This window comes from Pannonibacter sp. Q-1, from assembly GCF_054073275.1.
In genome coordinates this window covers 383644-401098 of the sequence record NZ_JBSXNB010000002.1, presented here as the reverse complement: position 1 = coordinate 401098, position 17455 = coordinate 383644, and the positions used below count along the sequence as shown (strand labels likewise).

Below are 17455 nucleotides of genomic sequence, written 5' to 3'. Positions count from 1 at the left end.
TGCGGCGCCCGTCATGCCATCCTGAGGACTGCTTCGGCAGCACATGAGGGCAGGGCGCAATGCAGCTTCAGGCGATCACCTATTTCAACGAACTGGTGCGCTGCCGGTCGATCCGGCAGGCCGCCCAGAACCTTGGTGTGACGCCAACGGCGATCAGCCGCCAGCTCGACAATCTCGAATATCATTTCGGCGTGCAACTGGTGGAGCGCGGTGCGCGCGGCATCGAGCTGACGGCGGCGGGCGAAGTGGTGGCGGCCCGGCTGAAGACGGCGATCCGCGCCTTCGATCAGGCCAATCAGGCGATTGATGACCTGCGCGGCTTGCGCCGGGGCGAGGTGAGCGTGCATGTGAATGGCGCCACCGGCGGCTCCATTCTGGCGGCAGCGCTTGCTTCCTTCTCGAAGGAATTCCCGGCGATCCGCGTCACCGTGCAGGAAACCTCCGCGCGCGAGGCCATGAGCGCCATTGTGCGCGGCGATACGGACATGGCACTGACCCTGTTCTCGCCGGACGACCCGCGCGTGACGGCGCGTGTCCGTGTGCCGGTGCGCCATGCGGCCATTCTTGCGCCCGATCATCCGGCCGCCGCGCTGAAAAGCCTCGATCTGGATGCGCTCACCACCCACGCGCTGGCGGTGCCGGACACATCCTACAGTGCCCGCGCGGCGCTTGAGGCACGGCTGCGGGCCGCAGGGCATGATCCGCTTTCCGTCAGTTTCACCACGGCCTCGCTGACCGTGCAGAAGGAACTCGCCCGGCTGGGGGCTGCGATCCTGATTCTCCCGGAGATTGCGGTGATCCGCGATCTGGAACTCGGCAGCCTCGTTGCCCGCCCGCTGGCCGCAGATGCCGCCATCGACACGGCACTGCAGCTCAGTCTTTCGCCGGAACGCCAGCTGAGTTTCGCCGCCAGCCGCTTTGCTGCGTCGCTGGAACGGCTGCTGCGCGTCCGGTTTGGCTCTTCTTTGGCCTCCAGTGCAACGGTTTGCGCAACACGGAGCACTCAAGATCTTCGTTGAGTGTGCGCTGCAAAGTCGTGCAGCCTGAGGCCATGGCATGCGGATGACGGCATGTGAGCGCACAGGAGGCAGGCATGGCGATGGTGGATGCGGACGAGCGGGTGCGCCCGGAAGATGAGGTTCTGTCCCTTCCGGCCCGCAGCGTGCTCTCGGCCTTCAAGGCGGGCAGTCTCTCGCCTGCCGAGTATATGGCGGCGCTTATCGCAAGAATTGAAGATCGTGAGCCAAGGGTTTGCGCTCTTTATGATTTCCGTCCCGATGAAGCGATGAGGGCGGCGCGGGCATCTGAAGCCCGCTGGGTCAAGGGCGCACCCATTGGCCCGCTGGATGGCATGCCTGTCAGCATCAAGGACAACCTCGCCATGAAGGGCGATCCGGTGACGACTGGCACCGCTGCTGCCGACATGACGCCCGCCGCCGAAGACGCGCCGCTGACGGCGCGGCTGCGCGAGGACGGCGCGATCTTCTATGCCAAGACCACATGCCCTGACTTCGGCATGCTGAGTTCCGGTCTCTCCAGCCTGCACCGCCTTGCCCGTAACCCCTGGGATCTGACGCAGAACCCCGGCGGCTCCAGCGCGGGCGCGGCAGCGGCAGGAGCTGCAGGCTACGGCCCGCTGCATATCGGCACGGACATCGGCGGCTCCATCCGCCTGCCGGCCGGCTGGACCGGGCTCATCGGCTACAAGCCGTCTCAGGGCCGTGTGCCGGTCTATCCCTATTATCCGGGCCGCTGCGCCGGTCCGATGACGCCGACGGTGGATGACACGCTGCTGCTGATGGCCTCGATCAGCCGCCCGGACTGGCGCGATGCCACGTCGCTGCCGCCGGAAGATCTGGACTGGAACGTGCCGCCCGCTTCCGTGCGCGGCATGAAGATCGGTCTCATGCTGGATGCGGGCTGCGGCCTGCCGGTGGATGGCGAAATCCGCACCGCCGTCCTCGCCGCCGCCCATCGTTTCGAGGATGCGGGGGCTGACATCATCCCGGTGGAGGGCTTCCTGACCCGGCAGATGCTGGACGGGCTTGATGATTTCTGGCGGGCGCGCTTCTGGGCACTGATGGAAACCTATACGCCGGAGCGGCAGGCAAAGATCCTGCCCTTCATCCTGGACTGGGCGGCAGGCGCAAAGGACCTGCCTGCCACACGCGCTGCTTCGGGCTTTGACCAGATGCTGGCGATCCGGCAAGCCACGGCGCAGGTGTTTCAGGGGCTGGATCTCATCATCTCGCCGGTCAACCCTGTGGTCAGCTTTCCGGCGGAATGGGCGGGGCCGACCAACGATCCCTCGCTGCCTTTCGAACATATTGCCTTCACCGTGCCCTGGAACATGGGCGACAACCCGGCCTGTTCGATCAACTGCGGCTTCTCGGTTTCGGGCATGCCCATCGGCCTGCAGATCATCGGTCCGCGCTTTGCTGATCTCAGGGTTCTGTCGGTTGCCCGCGTCTTTGAAAGCTGGACCGGGGGCATCAGCTCCTGGCCGAAACCGTGAGGGCAGGGGTGGCCGGAAACTCAGCCCCGGCTGATGGTCTGCGCCGCCTGGATCACCAGCGGCGCAACCTGACGGGCAAAGTCCTCCGGCTCCCATTCGGCGAGAGAGCCCGCCACGTGGATGGCGGCCACCGGACGTCCGGAGGCGCCAAGAATGGCTGCGCCGATGGCGATTTCGCCGGTCAGGATCTGCTCCAGCGCCAGCGCATAGCCGTTGCGCCGGGTTTCGGCCACGCGCTCCATCAGGACCGCCGGATCGGTGATCGTCTGCGGCGTCACCGGCACGCGGTTGGAGCGGGCAATCAGCTCCTCGCACTCGGCTTCGGGCAGGCGGGCGAGAATGGCCCAGCCGCCGGACGTGCAAAAAAGCGGCACGCTGTGGCCGACCATGGTCGAGGACAGGATCTCCCGCTTGCTCTGCAGGCGGCTCGCATAAACGAGGCGCAAGCCGTCCCACAGGCTGAGATCGACACGCTCGCGCACTTGCCGCCGCAGTTCCAGCAGCACGGGCGTTGCCTTGACCACCACCGGGTTGAGCCGCAGGAAATCGAGCGAATGATCAAGGATGCGCAGGCCCGGCACATAGCCGGTGTCGTCGGGGTCACGGGTGACATAGCCCAGATGCCTCAGCGTGAACACCAGCCGCTGCACGGCGCTGCGGGTGAGGCCGGTCTGATCCGCCAGGTCCTGCAGCGACATCGGCTTTTCGCTCTGATGGAAGGCGGACAGCACCTGCATGGCCCGGCCAACCGACTGGATGAACAGCGGATCTTCCCAGGTCTCGTCCTGACGGACCGGCGGGCCGAAGATAGAACGCAAAAATTTTGGGCTCATGAGGCTCCGGATTGCATGTGTTTTGACATTGACCTCAGTGGTTAACTGGGTCAGCATAATCAATACAAGTGTATTGCACAGCGATATCGCGAAGCAAGCCGTGAAATTTCCTGATTGGGTGCAAGGAGAGACGACGGATGACAAGGCGCGTGGCAGTTGCCGGTTTCCTGCACGAAACCAACACCTTTGCCCCCTCCCGTGCGACGCTGGCTCACTTCGCCGAAGGTGGCGGGCACATGCCGATTTCATGGGGGCAGGAGATCCTTGACCGCTGCCCCGGCATCAACATCGGCGTTGCCGGAGCGGTGGATTACGCCCGTGAGGCCGGGTGGGAGCTGGTGCCGCTGCTGTGGACCGTGGCCATTCCGTCTGCCCATGTCGAAAAGGCCGCTTTCGAGGCCATCCTTGGCGAGTTGTGCGAGCGGCTTGCCGCCGCTGGGCCGCTCGACGGGCTCTATATCGATCTTCATGGCGCCATGGTCTGCGAGCATCTGGATGACGGGGAAGGGGAGATCCTCGCCCGCCTGCGCAAGGTGGCCGGCCCGGATCTGCCCATCGCTGCGAGCCTTGACCTGCACGGCAATGTCACCACCCGCATGGTGGAGGAGAGCGACGTACTCGTCGCCTACCGCACCTATCCACATGTGGACATGGCCGAAACCGGCCGGCGCACGGCGGTGCAGCTTGACCGGCTGATGCAATCGGGCAAGCGCCTTGCCAAGGCCTTCCGCCAGCTGCCCTTCCTCATTCCCATCCCCTGGCAATGCACCGGACTGGAACCGGCCAGAAGCCTCTATGCCCGTGTGGCCGGTCTGGAAGGCGGGGCTGTTGCCAGCACATCCTTTCTGACCGGGTTCCCGGCCGCCGATTTCAAGGATTGCGCCCCCTCCGTCATCACCTATGCGGAAGAGCTGACCGCAGCCGATGCGGCGGCGGATACGCTGGTGGCGGATATTCTGGCGGCAGAGCCTGCGTTCCAGGGCAGGGCCTATGAGCCCGAGGAGGCCATTGCCGAAGCACTGCGGATTGCAGCTTCTGCGTCCCGGCCCGTCGTCATTGCCGACACGCAGGACAATCCCGGCGCGGGCGGGGATTCCAACACCGCCGGCATGCTGGCGGCGCTGGTGCGCGCAGGTGTTTCGCGCGCCTCGCTCGGCCTGATGGTCGATCCGGAGGCAGCAGAAGCTGCGCATGCGGCAGGCGAGGGGGCAGAGGTGACGCTGACCCTCGGCGGGCGCTCCGGTGTCGCGGGCGATGAACCCTTCACCGGCACCTTCAAGGTGGAGCGCCTGTCGGACGGCAGCTTCATGGCCGGTGGCCCGTTCTTCGGCCACACACACATGGATCTGGGTCTTTCGGCCTGTGTCTCCATCGGCGGCGTGCGCGTGGTGCTGGCCAGCCGCAAGGTGCAGATGGCGGACCTCGCCATGTACCGTTTCGTTGGCATTGAACCGACGCAGGAAGCCATTCTCGTCAACAAGAGTTCGGTGCATTTCCGTGCCGATTTCGAGCCGGTGGCCGAGACCATTCTCGTCGCCCGCTCGCCGGGGCCGATGGCGCTTTACGCCAGCGATCTGCCCTTCCGCAACCTGAAGCCGGGCATCCGGCTGACGCCCTGCGGACCTGCCTTCATGGCCAATGAAACAGCTGCAACGACAGCAAACATCTGAAGTGAAATGAAGTTCGCTCCACAGGCTTGCGGGAGCGGATGGGAGGAGAAGCAGAGCAGATCACAACCGGCCGGAAAACAGGCCGGCACCAACGAAGCATCATCACAACCAACCAGACGGGGTTCACGAACATGCTGAGTGTTGAAACTGGGGTCGTAAGCAGATTGAAGGCTGAGAGCCGGCCGCGCCGCCTGACGGGCCTTGGCCGCCTTGCCGCCGGTCTTATTGCCGGAACGCTGCTGGCCGGCAGCGCCATGGCGCAGGAAAAGGTGATCACCGCCGTGATGCATTCCGGCCTGCGTGTCACCGATCCGGTCATCACCACCGCCCACATCGTGCGCAATCATGCCTATATGATCTACGATGTGCTCATCGCCGTGGACGAGGACTTCACGCCCAGGCCGCAGATGGCGGACTGGACCATCTCCGATGACAAGCTGACCTACACCTTCACCCTGCGCGACGGGCTGAAGTTTCACGATGGCGCCCCGGTGACGGCGGAAGATGCCGTGGCCTCGCTGAAGCGCTGGGGCCAGAAGGATTCCGGCGGTCAGCTCATCTTCGACGTGACCGGCAGCCTGACAGCTGCCGATGACAAGACGCTCGTCTGGCAGCTGAAGGAGCCCTATGCACCGCTGATCGAGACTCTGGCGAAGATGTCGGCCCTGCCGCCCTTCATCATGCCGGCGAGCGTTGCCGCCACTCCGGCGTCCGAGTCGATCAAGAGCTTCATCGGCTCCGGCCCGTTCCGCTTCGTGGAATCCGAATTCCAGCCCGGCGTCAGCGTCACTTACGAGAAATTCGCCGATTATGTGCCGCGCGACGAGCCGTCCAGCTGGATGGCCGGTGGCAAGACCGTCCATGTGGACAAGGTGAAATGGATCACCATGCCCGATGCCCAGACGGCGGTGAATGCGCTGTCCTCCGGCGAAATCGACTACATGGAGCAGGTGCCGGTTGATCTGCTGCCGCTGCTGGAGGGCAATGACGATGTGCTGTCGGAGCTGCGCGATCCGCTCGGCTACCAGACCATGGGCCGCATGAACTTCCTCTACCCGCCCTTCGACAATGTGAAGGTGCGCAAGGCGGCCATGATGGCGATCAGTCAGGAGCAGGTGCTGGCGACGCTGATCGGCAATCCGGATTATTACAAGATCTGCGGCGCCTTGTTCGGCTGCGGCACGCCGCTGGCCGATGAAACCGGGGCGGAAAGCCTCATCAGCGGCGGCAACATCGAAGAGGCGAAAAAGCTCCTGGCCGAGTCCGGCTATGACGGCACGCCCGTGGTGCTGATGCAGCCGACCGACGTGCCGGCCATTTCCGCCCAGCCGGTGGTGGCAGCCCAGGCGCTGCGTGATGCGGGCTTCACCGTCGATCTGCAGCCGATGGACTGGCAGACCCTGGTCACCCGCCGTGCCAGCCAGTCCAAGCCGTCCGAAGGCGGCTGGAACCTGTTCTTCACCAACTGGGCCGTGCCGGAAATTGCCTCGCCGCTGATCAACCCCATGCTCAATGGCCGCGGCAATGCGGCCTGGTTCGGCTGGCCGACGGATGAGCCGCTGGAGGCGCTGCGCAAGGACTTCATCGCGGCCGGTTCCGCAGAAGAGCAGGTGGAAGTGGCGAAGAAGATCCAGGCTCATGCCATGGACGTGGTGAACTACATCCCGCTCGGCCAGTACCTCACCCCGCAGGGACGCTCGGTCAAGCTGGTGGACATGATCCCCTCGCCGGTGCCGGTGTTCTGGAACATGAAGAAGGAAGACTGATCCTCCCGCCGTCTGAACGGCTGCCGGGACCGTCCATCGCGGCCCCGGCTCATCGGGAGCGGCGGGACTGCCTTGCAAAGGGCAGGACCTGCGCCGCTCTCACCGCCCGAAGGGAAGGGAGCATCTGCCGATGATCGGTTACATCCTCCGGCGCATTCTGGCCGTCATTCCGGTCGTGTTGTGTGTCGCCATCTTTGTTTTTCTATTGCTGCGCCTGACGCCGGGCGATCCGGCAGCCATCCTTGCCGGTGATGCGGCAACGCCCGAGCAGTTGGAGAAGATCCGCACCTCGCTTGGCCTCAATGAACCGCTGCTGACCCAGTTCATCACCTGGGCCGGGCACCTTGCGGAAGGTGATCTCGGCATTTCACTCATTTCCAATGTTCCGGTGACCGATCTCATCGCACAGCGCATCTGGCCGACGATCAACATCGCCGTCATGACCATCATTCTGGCCGTGCTCATCGCTGTTCCCATGGGTGTGCTGGCCGCCTGGCGGCACCGCACCTGGACGGATTATGCGGTGATGGCCTTTTCGGTGCTGGGCTTCTCCATCCCGGTTTTCGTCATCGGCTATCTCTTCATTCAGGTCTTTTCCCTGCAGCTGCGCTGGCTGCCGGTGCAGGGCTATACGCCGCCCTCGCAGGACTTCGGCAAGTTCCTCACCCGCGCCATTCTGCCCTGCCTGACGCTGGCGACGATCTACATAGCGCTCATCGCCCGCATGACGCGGGCCAGCATGCTGGAGGTGCTGGGCGAGGATTACATCCGCACCGCGCGGGCCAAGGGGCTGAAGGAAAAGGCGGTGCTGTTCCGCCACGCCCTGCGCAATGCCTCGGTGCCGATCCTGACCATCATCGGCACCGGCTTCGCGCTGCTCATTTCCGGCGTGGTGGTGACGGAAAGCGTCTTCAACATCCCCGGCATCGGCCGGCTCACCGTCGATGCGATCCTTGCCCGTGACTATCCGGTCATCCAGGCGATGATCCTGCTGACGAGTGCCATCTACGTCTTCATCAACCTGATGATCGACGTTGCCTACAGCTTTCTTGACCCGAGGATCCGGTATTGATGTCAGCTTCTTCTGATCCCGTATCCCGGCTGCAGCCCGTCCTGCGGCTTTTGTCCCTGCCGGCGAAAGTCCGCAAGCTCGGCGGCGGGCCGATGGTTGCGGCCATTGTGCTGGCCATCATCGCCGTCGCGGTGCTGCTGGCGCCGCTCTACATTCCCCATGATCCGCTGGCGATCAATGCGCTGAACCGGCTGAAGGGCCCTTCGGAAAGCAACCTGCTGGGCACGGATGCCTTCGGCCGCGATCTCTTCTCCCGCGTCATGATGGGCGGCCGCGTGTCGCTGTTCATCGGCATTGGTGCGGCGGTAACGAGCGTGCTCATCGGCCTTGCCATCGGCCTTGTCTCCGGCTTCTTCCGGCTGGCGGATGCGATCATCATGCGGATCATGGACAGCCTGATGGCGATCCCGTCGATCCTGCTGGCGATCGCTCTGGTTGCCCTCAACGGCCCGAGCCTGTGGTCGGTGATTGCCGCCATCACCATTCCGGAAATCCCCCGCGTGGTGCGGCTGGTGCGCTCCGTCGTCCTGTCCGTGCGTGAGGAGCCCTATGTGGAGGCGGCGGTGGCGCTGGGGTCTTCCATGCCGAAGATCCTGTGGCAGCACCTGATGCCCAACACGCTGGCGCCGCTGACCGTGCAGGCCACCTACATCTGCGCCTCGGCCATCCTGACGGAAGCGATCCTGTCCTTCCTGGGCGCGGGCGTCAGCACGGAAATTCCCACCTGGGGCAACATCATGGCCGAGGGGCGGATGCATTTCCAGCTCAAGCCCTCGCTGATCTTCTGGCCGGGGCTGATGCTGTCCCTGTGCATCCTGTCCATCAACCTGCTTGGCGACACGGCCCGCGATCTCCTGGATCCGCGCCTGCGCAAGAGGGAGGGCTGAGCCTGTGATCTTCAAGTCCAGATCCTTCGAGGGCGCTCCGGCGGTTCTCACCATCGACAACCTCACCGTCCGCATTCCCACTGCCGCGCCGGACTTCCGTCCGATCCTCGACCGTGTGTCCCTGACGATCCGAGCGGGCGAAACCGTCTGCCTTGTGGGGGAAAGCGGCTCGGGCAAATCCGTCACGTCGCTTGCCACCATGGGGCTTCTGCCGAAGAACGCGCTGGAGGTGACGGGCGGGCGCATCCTGCTTGGCGAGACCGACCTTCTGAAGCTTTCGCCGCAGCAGATGCGCGACATGCGCGCCCGCAATCTTTCCATGGTGTTCCAGGAGCCGATGACCGCGCTCAATCCGGTGATGCGGGTCGGCCAGCAGATCGAGGAAGTGCTCGACACCCACACGAAGCTGCCGGCCGGTGAAAAGCGCAAGCGCGTGCTTGCCATCATGGAACAGGTGCATCTGCCGGATGTGGAGCGGATCTACCGGTCCTATCCGCATCAGCTCTCCGGCGGCCAGCGCCAGCGCATCATGATTGCCATGGCGCTGATCCTGGAGCCGCAGCTGCTCATCGCCGACGAGCCGACCACGGCTCTGGATGTGACCACCCAGAAGCAGATCCTGTCGCTGATCGCGGAACTGCAGGAAAAGCACGGCACGGCCGTTCTGTTCATTACCCATGATATGGGTGTGGTGGCCGAGATCGCCGACACGGTGCAGGTGATGAAGCACGGGGAAATGGTTGAGAATGCGCCGGTTGCGGAGCTTCTGCGCAACCCGAAGAATGACTACACCCGCCGCCTGCTGAAGGCCGTGCCCAGCCTGACACCGCGCCCGCCGCGCGCGGCTGTGGAGGGCAAGCCGCCGGTGCTGGAAGTCTCGAACCTTGCCAAGGTCTATGGCACCTCCGGCTGGCTGCTCAACCGGGAGCCGACCCGGGCGGCGCAGGATGTGGCCTTCGCCATCGCGCCGGGCCGCACCCTCGGCATCGTCGGCGAAAGCGGCTCGGGCAAGTCCACCGTGGCGCGCTGCGTCATGCGGCTGATTGATCCCTCCGGCGGCGGCATCAAGGTGGCCGGGCTTGAGATCGCCAGCATGCCGCGCGCAAAGCTGCGCCCGCACCGCAAGCACATCCAGATCGTGTTTCAGGACCCGTTCCGCTCGCTCAATCCGCGCTGGACGGTAGGGCGCTCGCTGATCGAGGGGCCGCTGAATCTTGGTCAGGACAAGGACGCGGCCATGGCCCGCGCCCGCGAGCTGATGGCGCTTGTCGGCCTTCCCGCCGATGCGGTGGACCGCTATCCGCACCAGTTCTCCGGCGGCCAGCGCCAGCGCATCGCCATCGCCCGGGCCATCGCCATGGAGCCCGATGTGCTGGTGGCTGATGAGGCCGTATCGGCACTGGATGTGTCGGTGCAGGATCAGGTGCTCAAGCTTCTGGAGGATCTGCAGGCCAAGCTCGGCATCGCCATCCTGTTCATCACCCATGACCTGCGCGTCGCGGCGCAGATCTGTGACGATGTGCTGGTGATGCAAAAGGGCAGGGTGGTGGAACACGGGCCTGCGGGCGAGGTGCTGGCCCATCCGAAACATCCCTACACCCGTTCCCTCATCGAGGCGGCGCCTGGCCGCAACTGGGACTTTGCCAACTTCCGCGAGCTGACGCTGGCCTCCTGAGGCTCTGGCGCCAGCAGCAGCCGGGGCACCCGCAGCCGCCCCGGCTACTTCTTCCCTTTCCGTTTCATTTCATCTGTCAGAGGACTGACCCATGCCCGTCATCGAGAAAATCGCCGGTTATGCCAAGGAGCTGACGGCGCTGCGCCATGACTTCCACGCCCACCCGGAAATCGGTTTCGAGGAGCAGCGCACGTCCGGCATCGTCGCCAGCCTTTTGGAGGAGTGGGGCCTTGAGGTGCACCGGGGCATCGGCCAGACCGGCGTCGTCGGCGTGCTGAAAGGGGCAAAGGGGGAGGGCCGGACCATTGGCCTGCGCGCCGACATGGATGCGCTGCCCATGGACGAGCACACCAACCTGCCGTTCCGCTCCACCCATCCGGGCAAGTTCCACGGCTGCGGTCATGACGGCCACACCACCATGCTGCTGGGGGCGGCGCGCTATCTCTCCGAGACGCGGGATTTTGCCGGAACCGTGGTCTTCATCTTCCAGCCGGCCGAAGAGGGGCTGGGTGGCGCAAGGGCCATGCTGGCAGACGGGCTGTTCGACCGGTTCCCTTGCGATGAAGTCTACGGCATGCATAACAACCCGCTGGCGCAGCCGAACCGGGTGGCGGTGCGCCCCGGCGTGGCCATGGCCGGTTCCACCTTCTTCGACATCACCATTCAGGGCCGCGGCAGCCACGGCGCGGCACCGCATCACGCCAAGGACCCGATCATCGTCGCCACCTCGCTGGTGCAGAACCTGCAGAGCATTGTCAGCCGCAATGTGGAGCCGGTGCAGCCGGCGGTCCTGTCGGTGACGCAGATCCATTCCGGCACTGCCTATAACGTCATTCCCGATCACGCGGTCATCTCCGGCACGATCCGTTACTTCGATGATGGCGTGCGCGATCTCATTCATGAGCGGATCGAGGCCTTCTGTGCCGGTTATGCCACCAGCTTCGGCGTCACCATCACGCCGGAACTGCGGCCCGTATTCTCGGTGCTGCGCAATGATCCGTCCCTGAGTGCGGCTTACCTGGAAGCGGCAGCCGAAATTGTCGGCGGCGATCTCGTCACCGATCAGGTGGATCTGGTGCCCGCCAGCGAGGACTTCGCCGACATGCTGCTGGCCGTGCCGGGGGCTTATTGCACCGTCGGCCATAGCGGCGGCGTGCCGGTGCACAATCCGGGCTTCGTGCTGGATGACGCCATCCTGCCGGTGGGCGCCAGCATCTATGCCCGCATTGCCGAACGGCGGCTTGCGGCCTGATCTGGCGGCCTGATCTGGCGGCCTGACGCTCAGCCTCAACCTCATCCCTTCACGCAGAACCGCCGGGAGCAGGCCATGCGCTTCACGGACTTACCTTTCGACAGCAATGAAATGATCAAGGGCCTGCGCCCCTGGGTGGAATGCGAAAGCCCCACCCATGACGCGGCCGCCCTCAACCGGATGATGGATCTCGCCGCTTATGAGCTGGCAGCGCTTGGCGCGGATATCGAGCGCATTCCGGGGCGGATGGGTTTTGGTGGCTCGCTGCGCGCCCGCCTGCCGCATCCGGACAAGGGCAAGCCCGGCATTCTCGTCAGCGGCCACATGGATACGGTGCATCCCGTCGGCACGCTGGAAAAGCTGCCGTTCCGCATTGAGGGCAACCGTGCTTACGGGCCTGGCATTCAGGACATGAAGGGCGGCAATTACGTGGCCGTTGAGGCCCTGCGCCAGATCATCCGCGCCGGGCTCACCACGCCGCTGCCGGTGACGGTGCTCTTCACCCCCGACGAAGAGGTCGGCACGCCCTCGACGCGTGATCTCATCGAGATGGAGGCCCTGCGGAACCGCTATGTGCTGGTGCCGGAACCGGCGCGGGAGGATGGCGGCTGCGTCACAGGGCGCTATGCCATCGCCCGCTTCAACCTGCGCACCATCGGACGCCCCAGCCATGCGGGCTGGGCGCTGAAGGACGGGCGCTCGGCGATTGCCGCCATGGCCCGCAAGGTGCTGGAAATCGAGGCGATGACGGGCGAGGACTGCACCTTCAGCGTCGGCATCGTCCGGGGCGGAGAGTGGGTCAACTGCGTCTCGTCCCTCTGCGAGGGGCAGGTGCTGTCCATGGCCAAGCGGCAGGCGGACCTCGATGCAGGCGTGGAGCGGATGCTGGCGCTCAATGATGACAGCGGCGAGGTGATCATCGAGGTGACGCGCGGCGTCACCCGGCCCGTGTGGGAGCCCGATGCAGGCACGCTGGCGCTCTATGAAATCGGACGGGAACTGGCCGCAGAAGTCGGCTTCGAAATGAGCCATGCCAGCGCGGGCGGCGGCTCGGACGGCAATTTCACCGGCGCCCTCGGCATCCCGACGCTCGATTCCATCGGGGTACGCGGCGCCGGGCTGCATACGCTGAACGAGCACATCCTGATCGACAGCCTCGCCGAACGTGCCAAGCTCTGCGCCGGCCTGTTCCTGCGGCTGTCCTGAGAGCCGCGCTCCCGGCGGACAAGCCCGCCGGGGCATCAGCCGTCAGCAGAAGTCTGGCATCAGTGAAAGTCTGGATCAGTGAAAGTCTGGATCAGTGAAAGTCAGGCATCAATCGAAGATGGCGACCGCACGGCACCAGCCGGCGGAGCCGCGCCGGATTTTCACCGGCAGGCAGGAGACGGTGAAGCCGGAGGCCGGCAATTCGTCCAGACGTGTCAGCTTCTCCATATGCATGAAGATGCCTTCCCGTCCGGCCTTGTGCCCTTCCCAGATGAGGCCTGCGTCGCGGGTCTCGGCAAAGCGCTTGGCGGTAACGGGGAAGGGGGCATCCCACGACCAGGCATCGGTACCGGCAATGTGCACGCCCCGTTCCATCAGCCAGAGCGTGGCTTCCCGCCCGATGCCGCAGCCACGGCCAAGAAAGGCCGGTGTGCCATAGGCGGCACCGGCGGCGGTGTTGACCAGGACGATGTCAAAGGGCTGCAGCTCATGGCCGCTGGCCTTGACGGCAGCTTCCATGTCGGCAGCGGTGGCAACGTATCCGTCCGGCAGATGCCTGAGGTCCAGCTTCACGCCGGGGCGGATGCACCAGTCAAGCGGCACTTCCTCAATGGTCCAGGCCCGCTCGCCCTTGTTCATGGTCGAGGCAAAATGCCATGGGGCATCGAGATGGGTGCCTGCATGGGCGCTGAGCGTGATCTGCTCCACAGCCCAGCCCTCGCCGCCGGGAACCTCGCTGATGTCGAGGCCGGGGAAAAAGCGTTTCACCTCTTCGGCGCCCGCAGCGTGGTCCGTGTAGGTGATCTTCGGGCCAAGACCCGGCGGGTCGGCGGGCACATCGTTTTCGATGGTAACGGACAGGTCAACGATCTTCATCGGCAACTCCTGAAAGTGCGGCTCTGGCGAGAGCTTCCGGGGTTTCTGCTGGCGCAAAGCCAAGGGAGAGGGCGCGGCTGGCATCGAGCGGCGGCATGGCGCCGAAGATGCGGCGCAAGGTCTCGTTGTCTCCCCAGTGGGTACCGGATGGCTTGCCGGTAACCCGTGCTGCGGCCTCTGCCACCTCCTGCACCGTGGCGTGCAGGGCCGGGGGCTGGATCACGCTGGCGCTGCCTGCGGGAAGGCTTGCCGCATGGATCATCACACTGGTAGCTGCCTCGCGTGACATCCACCAGCAGGTGCTGCTGCCGGGGACCGGGCAGTTCCAGTCTTCGCCCGCGCTTGCGTGGTGGAACAGCAGGCTCATGAAAGCCGAGCCATGGCCGCTCTCCTGCCGGGGGCGTGCGACGATGCCCGGAAGACGCAGGCTGACGGCAGAGAGTTCGCCCCGCCGCGTCAGGTCGCTGAGCAGGATCTCCGTCATCAGCTTGTGCGCGCCATAGGTCAGCGCTGGCGCGGTTGCCGTGTTTTCGTTCACTGGCGCATCGCCGGTCTGCCCGTAGACGGCAATGGACGACGCGAAGACGAACCGGGCACCGGGAGAAGCCTTCGCCACGCCACGGGCCAGAGCAATGGGCGCGAGAAGGTTGACCCGGTTGCCAGCCTCCGGTTCCTGCTCGGCGGCAGAGCCGGGAATGCTGGCCAGATGGAAGACGAGATCAAAGCCGGGGGCCAGCAGGTCATCGAGAAAGGCCGGATCGGAAAGGTCTCCGGGCTTGTTCAGGGCGCCTGCCGGAGCTGTGGCCGCCGGGACGCGGTCGGTCAGGGTGAGAGAGCTCAGTCCCTTGAGGCTTTGGGCCGCGCGAGCCGCCAGCCCACGCCCGAGAAAGCCGTTTGCCCCTGTGATGAGAACACGCATCAGGCCTTCACCGCCTGCTGATCAATGATGCCAAAGGGGCTGGACCCATCCGGCAGGCGCGCTTCCATCCGCACCTTGTCTCCGAAGGAGAGGAAGGGGGTGCGTGCCGCGCCTTCGTCCAGCATCTCGATCACCCGGATCTCGGAAATGCAGGAAGAGCCAGCGGCCCGGTCCTCGTTGGAAACCGTGCCGGAGCCCAGAATGGTGCCTGCCGTCAGGCGCCGGGTTTTCGTGCAATGCGCAATCAATTCGGCGAAGGAGAAGTGCATCTCCCGGCCATTCGCCCGGCCCACTTCACGGCCGTTGATTTCCACGAAAAGCTGCAGGTTCACGCGGCCATCGTGCCAGTGCGGTGCGATTTCATCCGGCGTCACGGCAACCGGCGCAAAGGAGGTGGAGGGCTTGGCCTGCAGGAAGCCGAAACCGGCACGCATCTCGCGCGGGCCGGCGGCGCGCAGCGACCAGTCGTTGATCTGCACCAGCAGCCGCACGTGATCGAGCGCCTTCTGCGCGCTTGTGCCCATGGGCACATCGGACAGGAGCACGCCGAATTCGCCTTCCATGTCGATGCACAGCGCCTCGTCCGGGAATTCGACCGGTGCCAGCGGCCCCCGGAAGTCATCGCTCGCGCCCTGATAGACCAGGGGAATGGTTTCGAAATCCGGGTTGGGCGGATTGTTGAAAGCCTTGTCCATCAGCCGCCCGTGATTGAGGAAAGCGGATGCGTCCAGCCACTGCGGTGCACGCGGCAGCGGCGCGAGGCAGCGCTCGGGGGTGAAGGGCGTGGCAAAGGGCTCATCCCCTGCGTTCAGCCGGTCATAGGCCAGCGCCAGAAGGGGGGCAGCCTTGTCCCAGTCCTCAAGGGCTGCGAGCATCGACGCGGCTATGCCTGTGGCCGGAAGGGCCCGTTTCAGATCTCTTGAAACGATCCAGAGCTGACCGTCCCGGGTGCCGTCATGATAGGTTGCGAGCTTCATTCTGGTCTCTCTCTTGGTTCAGGGAAGAGCGCGGGGAATTGTCACTTGTCCTTGAGGCTTTCCGCGAGCGCAGGATCATAGGTTCCTCCGATCAGCACGAACAGCATCCGGCAGACCTTGCCCGACCGGTTGGCCCAGGCATGGTTGGTTCCACGCTGGATGACCACGGTTCCCGGCTTCAGAACCGCTTCGCCATCATCGACGATCAGCGTCAATTCGCCGTCAATGACAATGCCGTAGTCGATGGACTCCGTCCGGTGCATCAGCGGATGGGGCGAGTCCTGCCGTACGGTGGAGGCGGCCTTGTCGCCGAGCTGCTCGAAGGCATTGTCCATCACGGCTGCCCCGGTCTTGAGGAAATCCTCCGTGTCCGGCGGGATGTCGACAAAGCGGATCCGGGTGCCGTGCGGCGGTGGCGGCAGGGTGAGGGGGCCTAGTGTCGGGTCTTCACCGTTCGAAACAGGGGCAGGCGAGCTCGTTGTAGCCCAGACCTCGTGAAATACGGTTCCGGGGATGGCCGCAATTTCGACCACGGTTGGCAGGGGGCCATTCTGGGTGATGATGGCGCGTCCATCTTCCGTGTGGCCGGTGACGATACGGGTGATCGGGGGAAGGTTCGTCATGCTGCTTTTGCCTTGGTGAAGAAGAGGATGGAAAGAATGCTGACTGCGACGGCAGCAATGCCGAGTGCCTCGTAGCCGAAATTGCCGCCCAGAACGCCGCCGGCCACCGGGCCAAGGGCCGCGCCGACCATGAGCATGGCGGGGGTTGCGGCGACGGCGCGGCCCGTCGGATCAAGCTGCGCCAGCCGTCCGAAAGCGAAGGTGTGGGTGAAGATCTGCACCGCCACGAAAACGGCAGCCGCAGGTGCCCAGACTTCAAGCGCCGTTGCCCATGTGACGATGATGGCCAGCACGGCCTGAACTGCAGGGCCAGCCTGGGTGACCAGCGTTGCCGGAACGCGTGTCTGCAGGAACACGGCAAGCGGTGAGGGCACGATGAAGTTGACAAAGCCGAGGGCAATCAGCACGCCAAGCACGCTTTCAGCGGAAAAGCCGCGTGATTTGCCGATAACTTCCACGAAGGAGAAGACCATGGCCTGATTGAAGGTCATCAGGCTGATCCCGAAAATGGAAAGCCAGATGGCGCGGCTGAAGGGAACGGCTGCCTGCTCTTCGATCCTGTCCGGGTTGCGGAACATGAGCGCGCAGCTGAGCGCCGCGAATGCCATGATGCCGCCGAAAACCTGAAACAGGACCGGCCCGCCTCTGGCGATGAGCAACTGCGGGATGCCGGCCAGCAGAATGATGGCAAAGAGGCCAAGGGCGATGCCTGCCATGGCGATAAGCCGGTGCGGATTGGCCGTCCGGCCCATGGTGCCATGCACCATCGACAGGGCCATGCCGACGGCAATGCCCGAGATGATATGGAGGATGGCAAGCGGCACGAAGCCGGTCTGGAGCGAGGCCAGAAAGAACGCAGCGGCAGCTACACCAAACCCGGCCACGGTTACAAGGCGCTGATTGAAGGTGTTGAAGCGCGGTGCGCAGAACATGCTGGCACCGACTGCGCCCAGAAGGAACAAGGTGGCCAGAGCGCCTGCCTCCTGCGGGCTGAAGCCATAGCGCTCGACAAGCGCGCCCACCCAGACGGGCAGGGCGATCAGATCGAGCATTCCCGAGAAATGACCTATCACCAGCGCGGCCACAGCGGCCGCGCCAAACTTCTGTCCAGACATATTCCCCTCCACATTTGGCAGACCTGCCGCACCCTCTCCGTCCATTCCTCCGGGCGCGGCAGATCAATC

Annotated in this window: 15 protein-coding genes; 9 read left to right on the top strand and 6 right to left on the bottom strand. The window is 64.8% G+C overall.

Going from position 1 to position 17455, the window contains the following annotated elements; all coding sequences use genetic code 11:
• Window positions 1–59: 59 nt before the first annotated feature.
• Together ACVNHC_RS05795 and ACVNHC_RS05790 are read left to right on the top strand one after the other, a co-directional pair.
• Entirely contained in the window at window positions 60–1019 is a 960-nt protein-coding gene (locus ACVNHC_RS05795) for a LysR family transcriptional regulator (RefSeq protein ID WP_457166703.1), read from the top strand.
• A gap of 74 nt (window positions 1020–1093) precedes the next feature.
• Window positions 1094–2515: an amidase gene (locus tag ACVNHC_RS05790; RefSeq protein ID WP_457166702.1), complete on the top strand. Its 1422-nt coding sequence runs from the start codon at window positions 1094–1096 to the stop codon at window positions 2513–2515.
• Window positions 2516–2535: 20 nt separating this feature from the next.
• On the opposite strand, the gene ACVNHC_RS05785 is transcribed toward ACVNHC_RS05790, so the two are convergent.
• A complete protein-coding gene (locus ACVNHC_RS05785; RefSeq protein WP_055457143.1) occupies window positions 2536–3348 on the bottom strand; it encodes an IclR family transcriptional regulator in 813 nt (270 codons plus the stop codon).
• 137 nt (window positions 3349–3485) lie between these two features.
• Between ACVNHC_RS05785 and ACVNHC_RS05780 the strand changes: the two genes are divergently transcribed.
• The 7 genes from ACVNHC_RS05780 to ACVNHC_RS05750 all read left to right on the top strand — a co-directional run bounded on the left by ACVNHC_RS05780 (window position 3486) and on the right by ACVNHC_RS05750 (window position 12876).
• Window positions 3486–5018 (top strand): M81 family metallopeptidase, encoded by a 1533-nt coding sequence (locus ACVNHC_RS05780; protein ID WP_457166701.1) that lies wholly within the window; start codon window positions 3486–3488, stop codon window positions 5016–5018.
• A 131-nt stretch (window positions 5019–5149) separates the two neighbouring features.
• Complete coding sequence (locus ACVNHC_RS05775) at window positions 5150–6784, top strand: ABC transporter substrate-binding protein (RefSeq protein ID WP_457166700.1); 1635 nt, start codon at window positions 5150–5152, stop codon at window positions 6782–6784.
• A gap of 130 nt (window positions 6785–6914) precedes the next feature.
• Window positions 6915–7856 carry an ABC transporter permease gene (locus ACVNHC_RS05770; protein ID WP_457166699.1) on the top strand — a complete coding sequence of 314 codons (942 nt, stop codon included), beginning with the start codon at window positions 6915–6917 and terminating at the stop codon, window positions 7854–7856.
• Window positions 7856–8743 carry an ABC transporter permease gene (locus ACVNHC_RS05765; protein ID WP_058900045.1) on the top strand — a complete coding sequence of 296 codons (888 nt, stop codon included), beginning with the start codon at window positions 7856–7858 and terminating at the stop codon, window positions 8741–8743. The genes ACVNHC_RS05770 and ACVNHC_RS05765 overlap by 1 nt, the downstream gene beginning before the upstream one ends.
• 4 nt (window positions 8744–8747) lie before the next feature.
• On the top strand, window positions 8748–10418 hold the full coding sequence (locus tag ACVNHC_RS05760; RefSeq protein WP_457166698.1) for an ABC transporter ATP-binding protein: 1671 nt from the start codon (window positions 8748–8750) through the stop codon (window positions 10416–10418).
• 91 nt (window positions 10419–10509) lie between these two features.
• The gene (locus ACVNHC_RS05755) at window positions 10510–11670 is read left to right on the top strand and encodes a M20 aminoacylase family protein (protein ID WP_457166697.1); all 1161 of its coding nucleotides are present in this window, start codon (window positions 10510–10512) and stop codon (window positions 11668–11670) included.
• A 75-nt stretch (window positions 11671–11745) separates the two neighbouring features.
• The gene (locus ACVNHC_RS05750; protein ID WP_457166696.1) at window positions 11746–12876 is read left to right on the top strand and encodes a M20/M25/M40 family metallo-hydrolase; all 1131 of its coding nucleotides are present in this window, start codon (window positions 11746–11748) and stop codon (window positions 12874–12876) included.
• Between the two features lie 108 nt (window positions 12877–12984).
• Here ACVNHC_RS05750 and ACVNHC_RS05745 read toward each other — a convergent pair whose 3' ends face one another.
• From ACVNHC_RS05745 to ACVNHC_RS05725, 5 genes are read right to left on the bottom strand one after another with little or no spacing between them, the layout of a single operon-like run.
• Entirely contained in the window at window positions 12985–13758 is a 774-nt protein-coding gene (locus ACVNHC_RS05745) for a cyclase family protein (RefSeq protein ID WP_457166695.1), read from the bottom strand.
• Window positions 13739–14671 (bottom strand): NAD-dependent epimerase/dehydratase family protein, encoded by a 933-nt coding sequence (locus ACVNHC_RS05740; RefSeq protein WP_457166694.1) that lies wholly within the window; start codon window positions 14669–14671, stop codon window positions 13739–13741. Before ACVNHC_RS05740 ends, ACVNHC_RS05745 begins: the two co-directional genes overlap by 20 nt.
• The gene (locus ACVNHC_RS05735; RefSeq protein ID WP_457166693.1) at window positions 14671–15648 is read right to left on the bottom strand and encodes a fumarylacetoacetate hydrolase family protein; all 978 of its coding nucleotides are present in this window, start codon (window positions 15646–15648) and stop codon (window positions 14671–14673) included. The genes ACVNHC_RS05740 and ACVNHC_RS05735 overlap by 1 nt, the downstream gene beginning before the upstream one ends.
• Before the next feature lie 41 nt (window positions 15649–15689).
• Complete coding sequence (locus ACVNHC_RS05730) at window positions 15690–16271, bottom strand: cupin domain-containing protein (RefSeq protein ID WP_094462968.1); 582 nt, start codon at window positions 16269–16271, stop codon at window positions 15690–15692.
• Window positions 16268–17386, bottom strand: coding sequence for an MFS transporter (locus ACVNHC_RS05725; RefSeq protein WP_457166692.1), 1119 nt, complete (start codon window positions 17384–17386; stop codon window positions 16268–16270). The genes ACVNHC_RS05730 and ACVNHC_RS05725 overlap by 4 nt, the downstream gene beginning before the upstream one ends.
• Window positions 17387–17455: the final 69 nt, after the last annotated feature.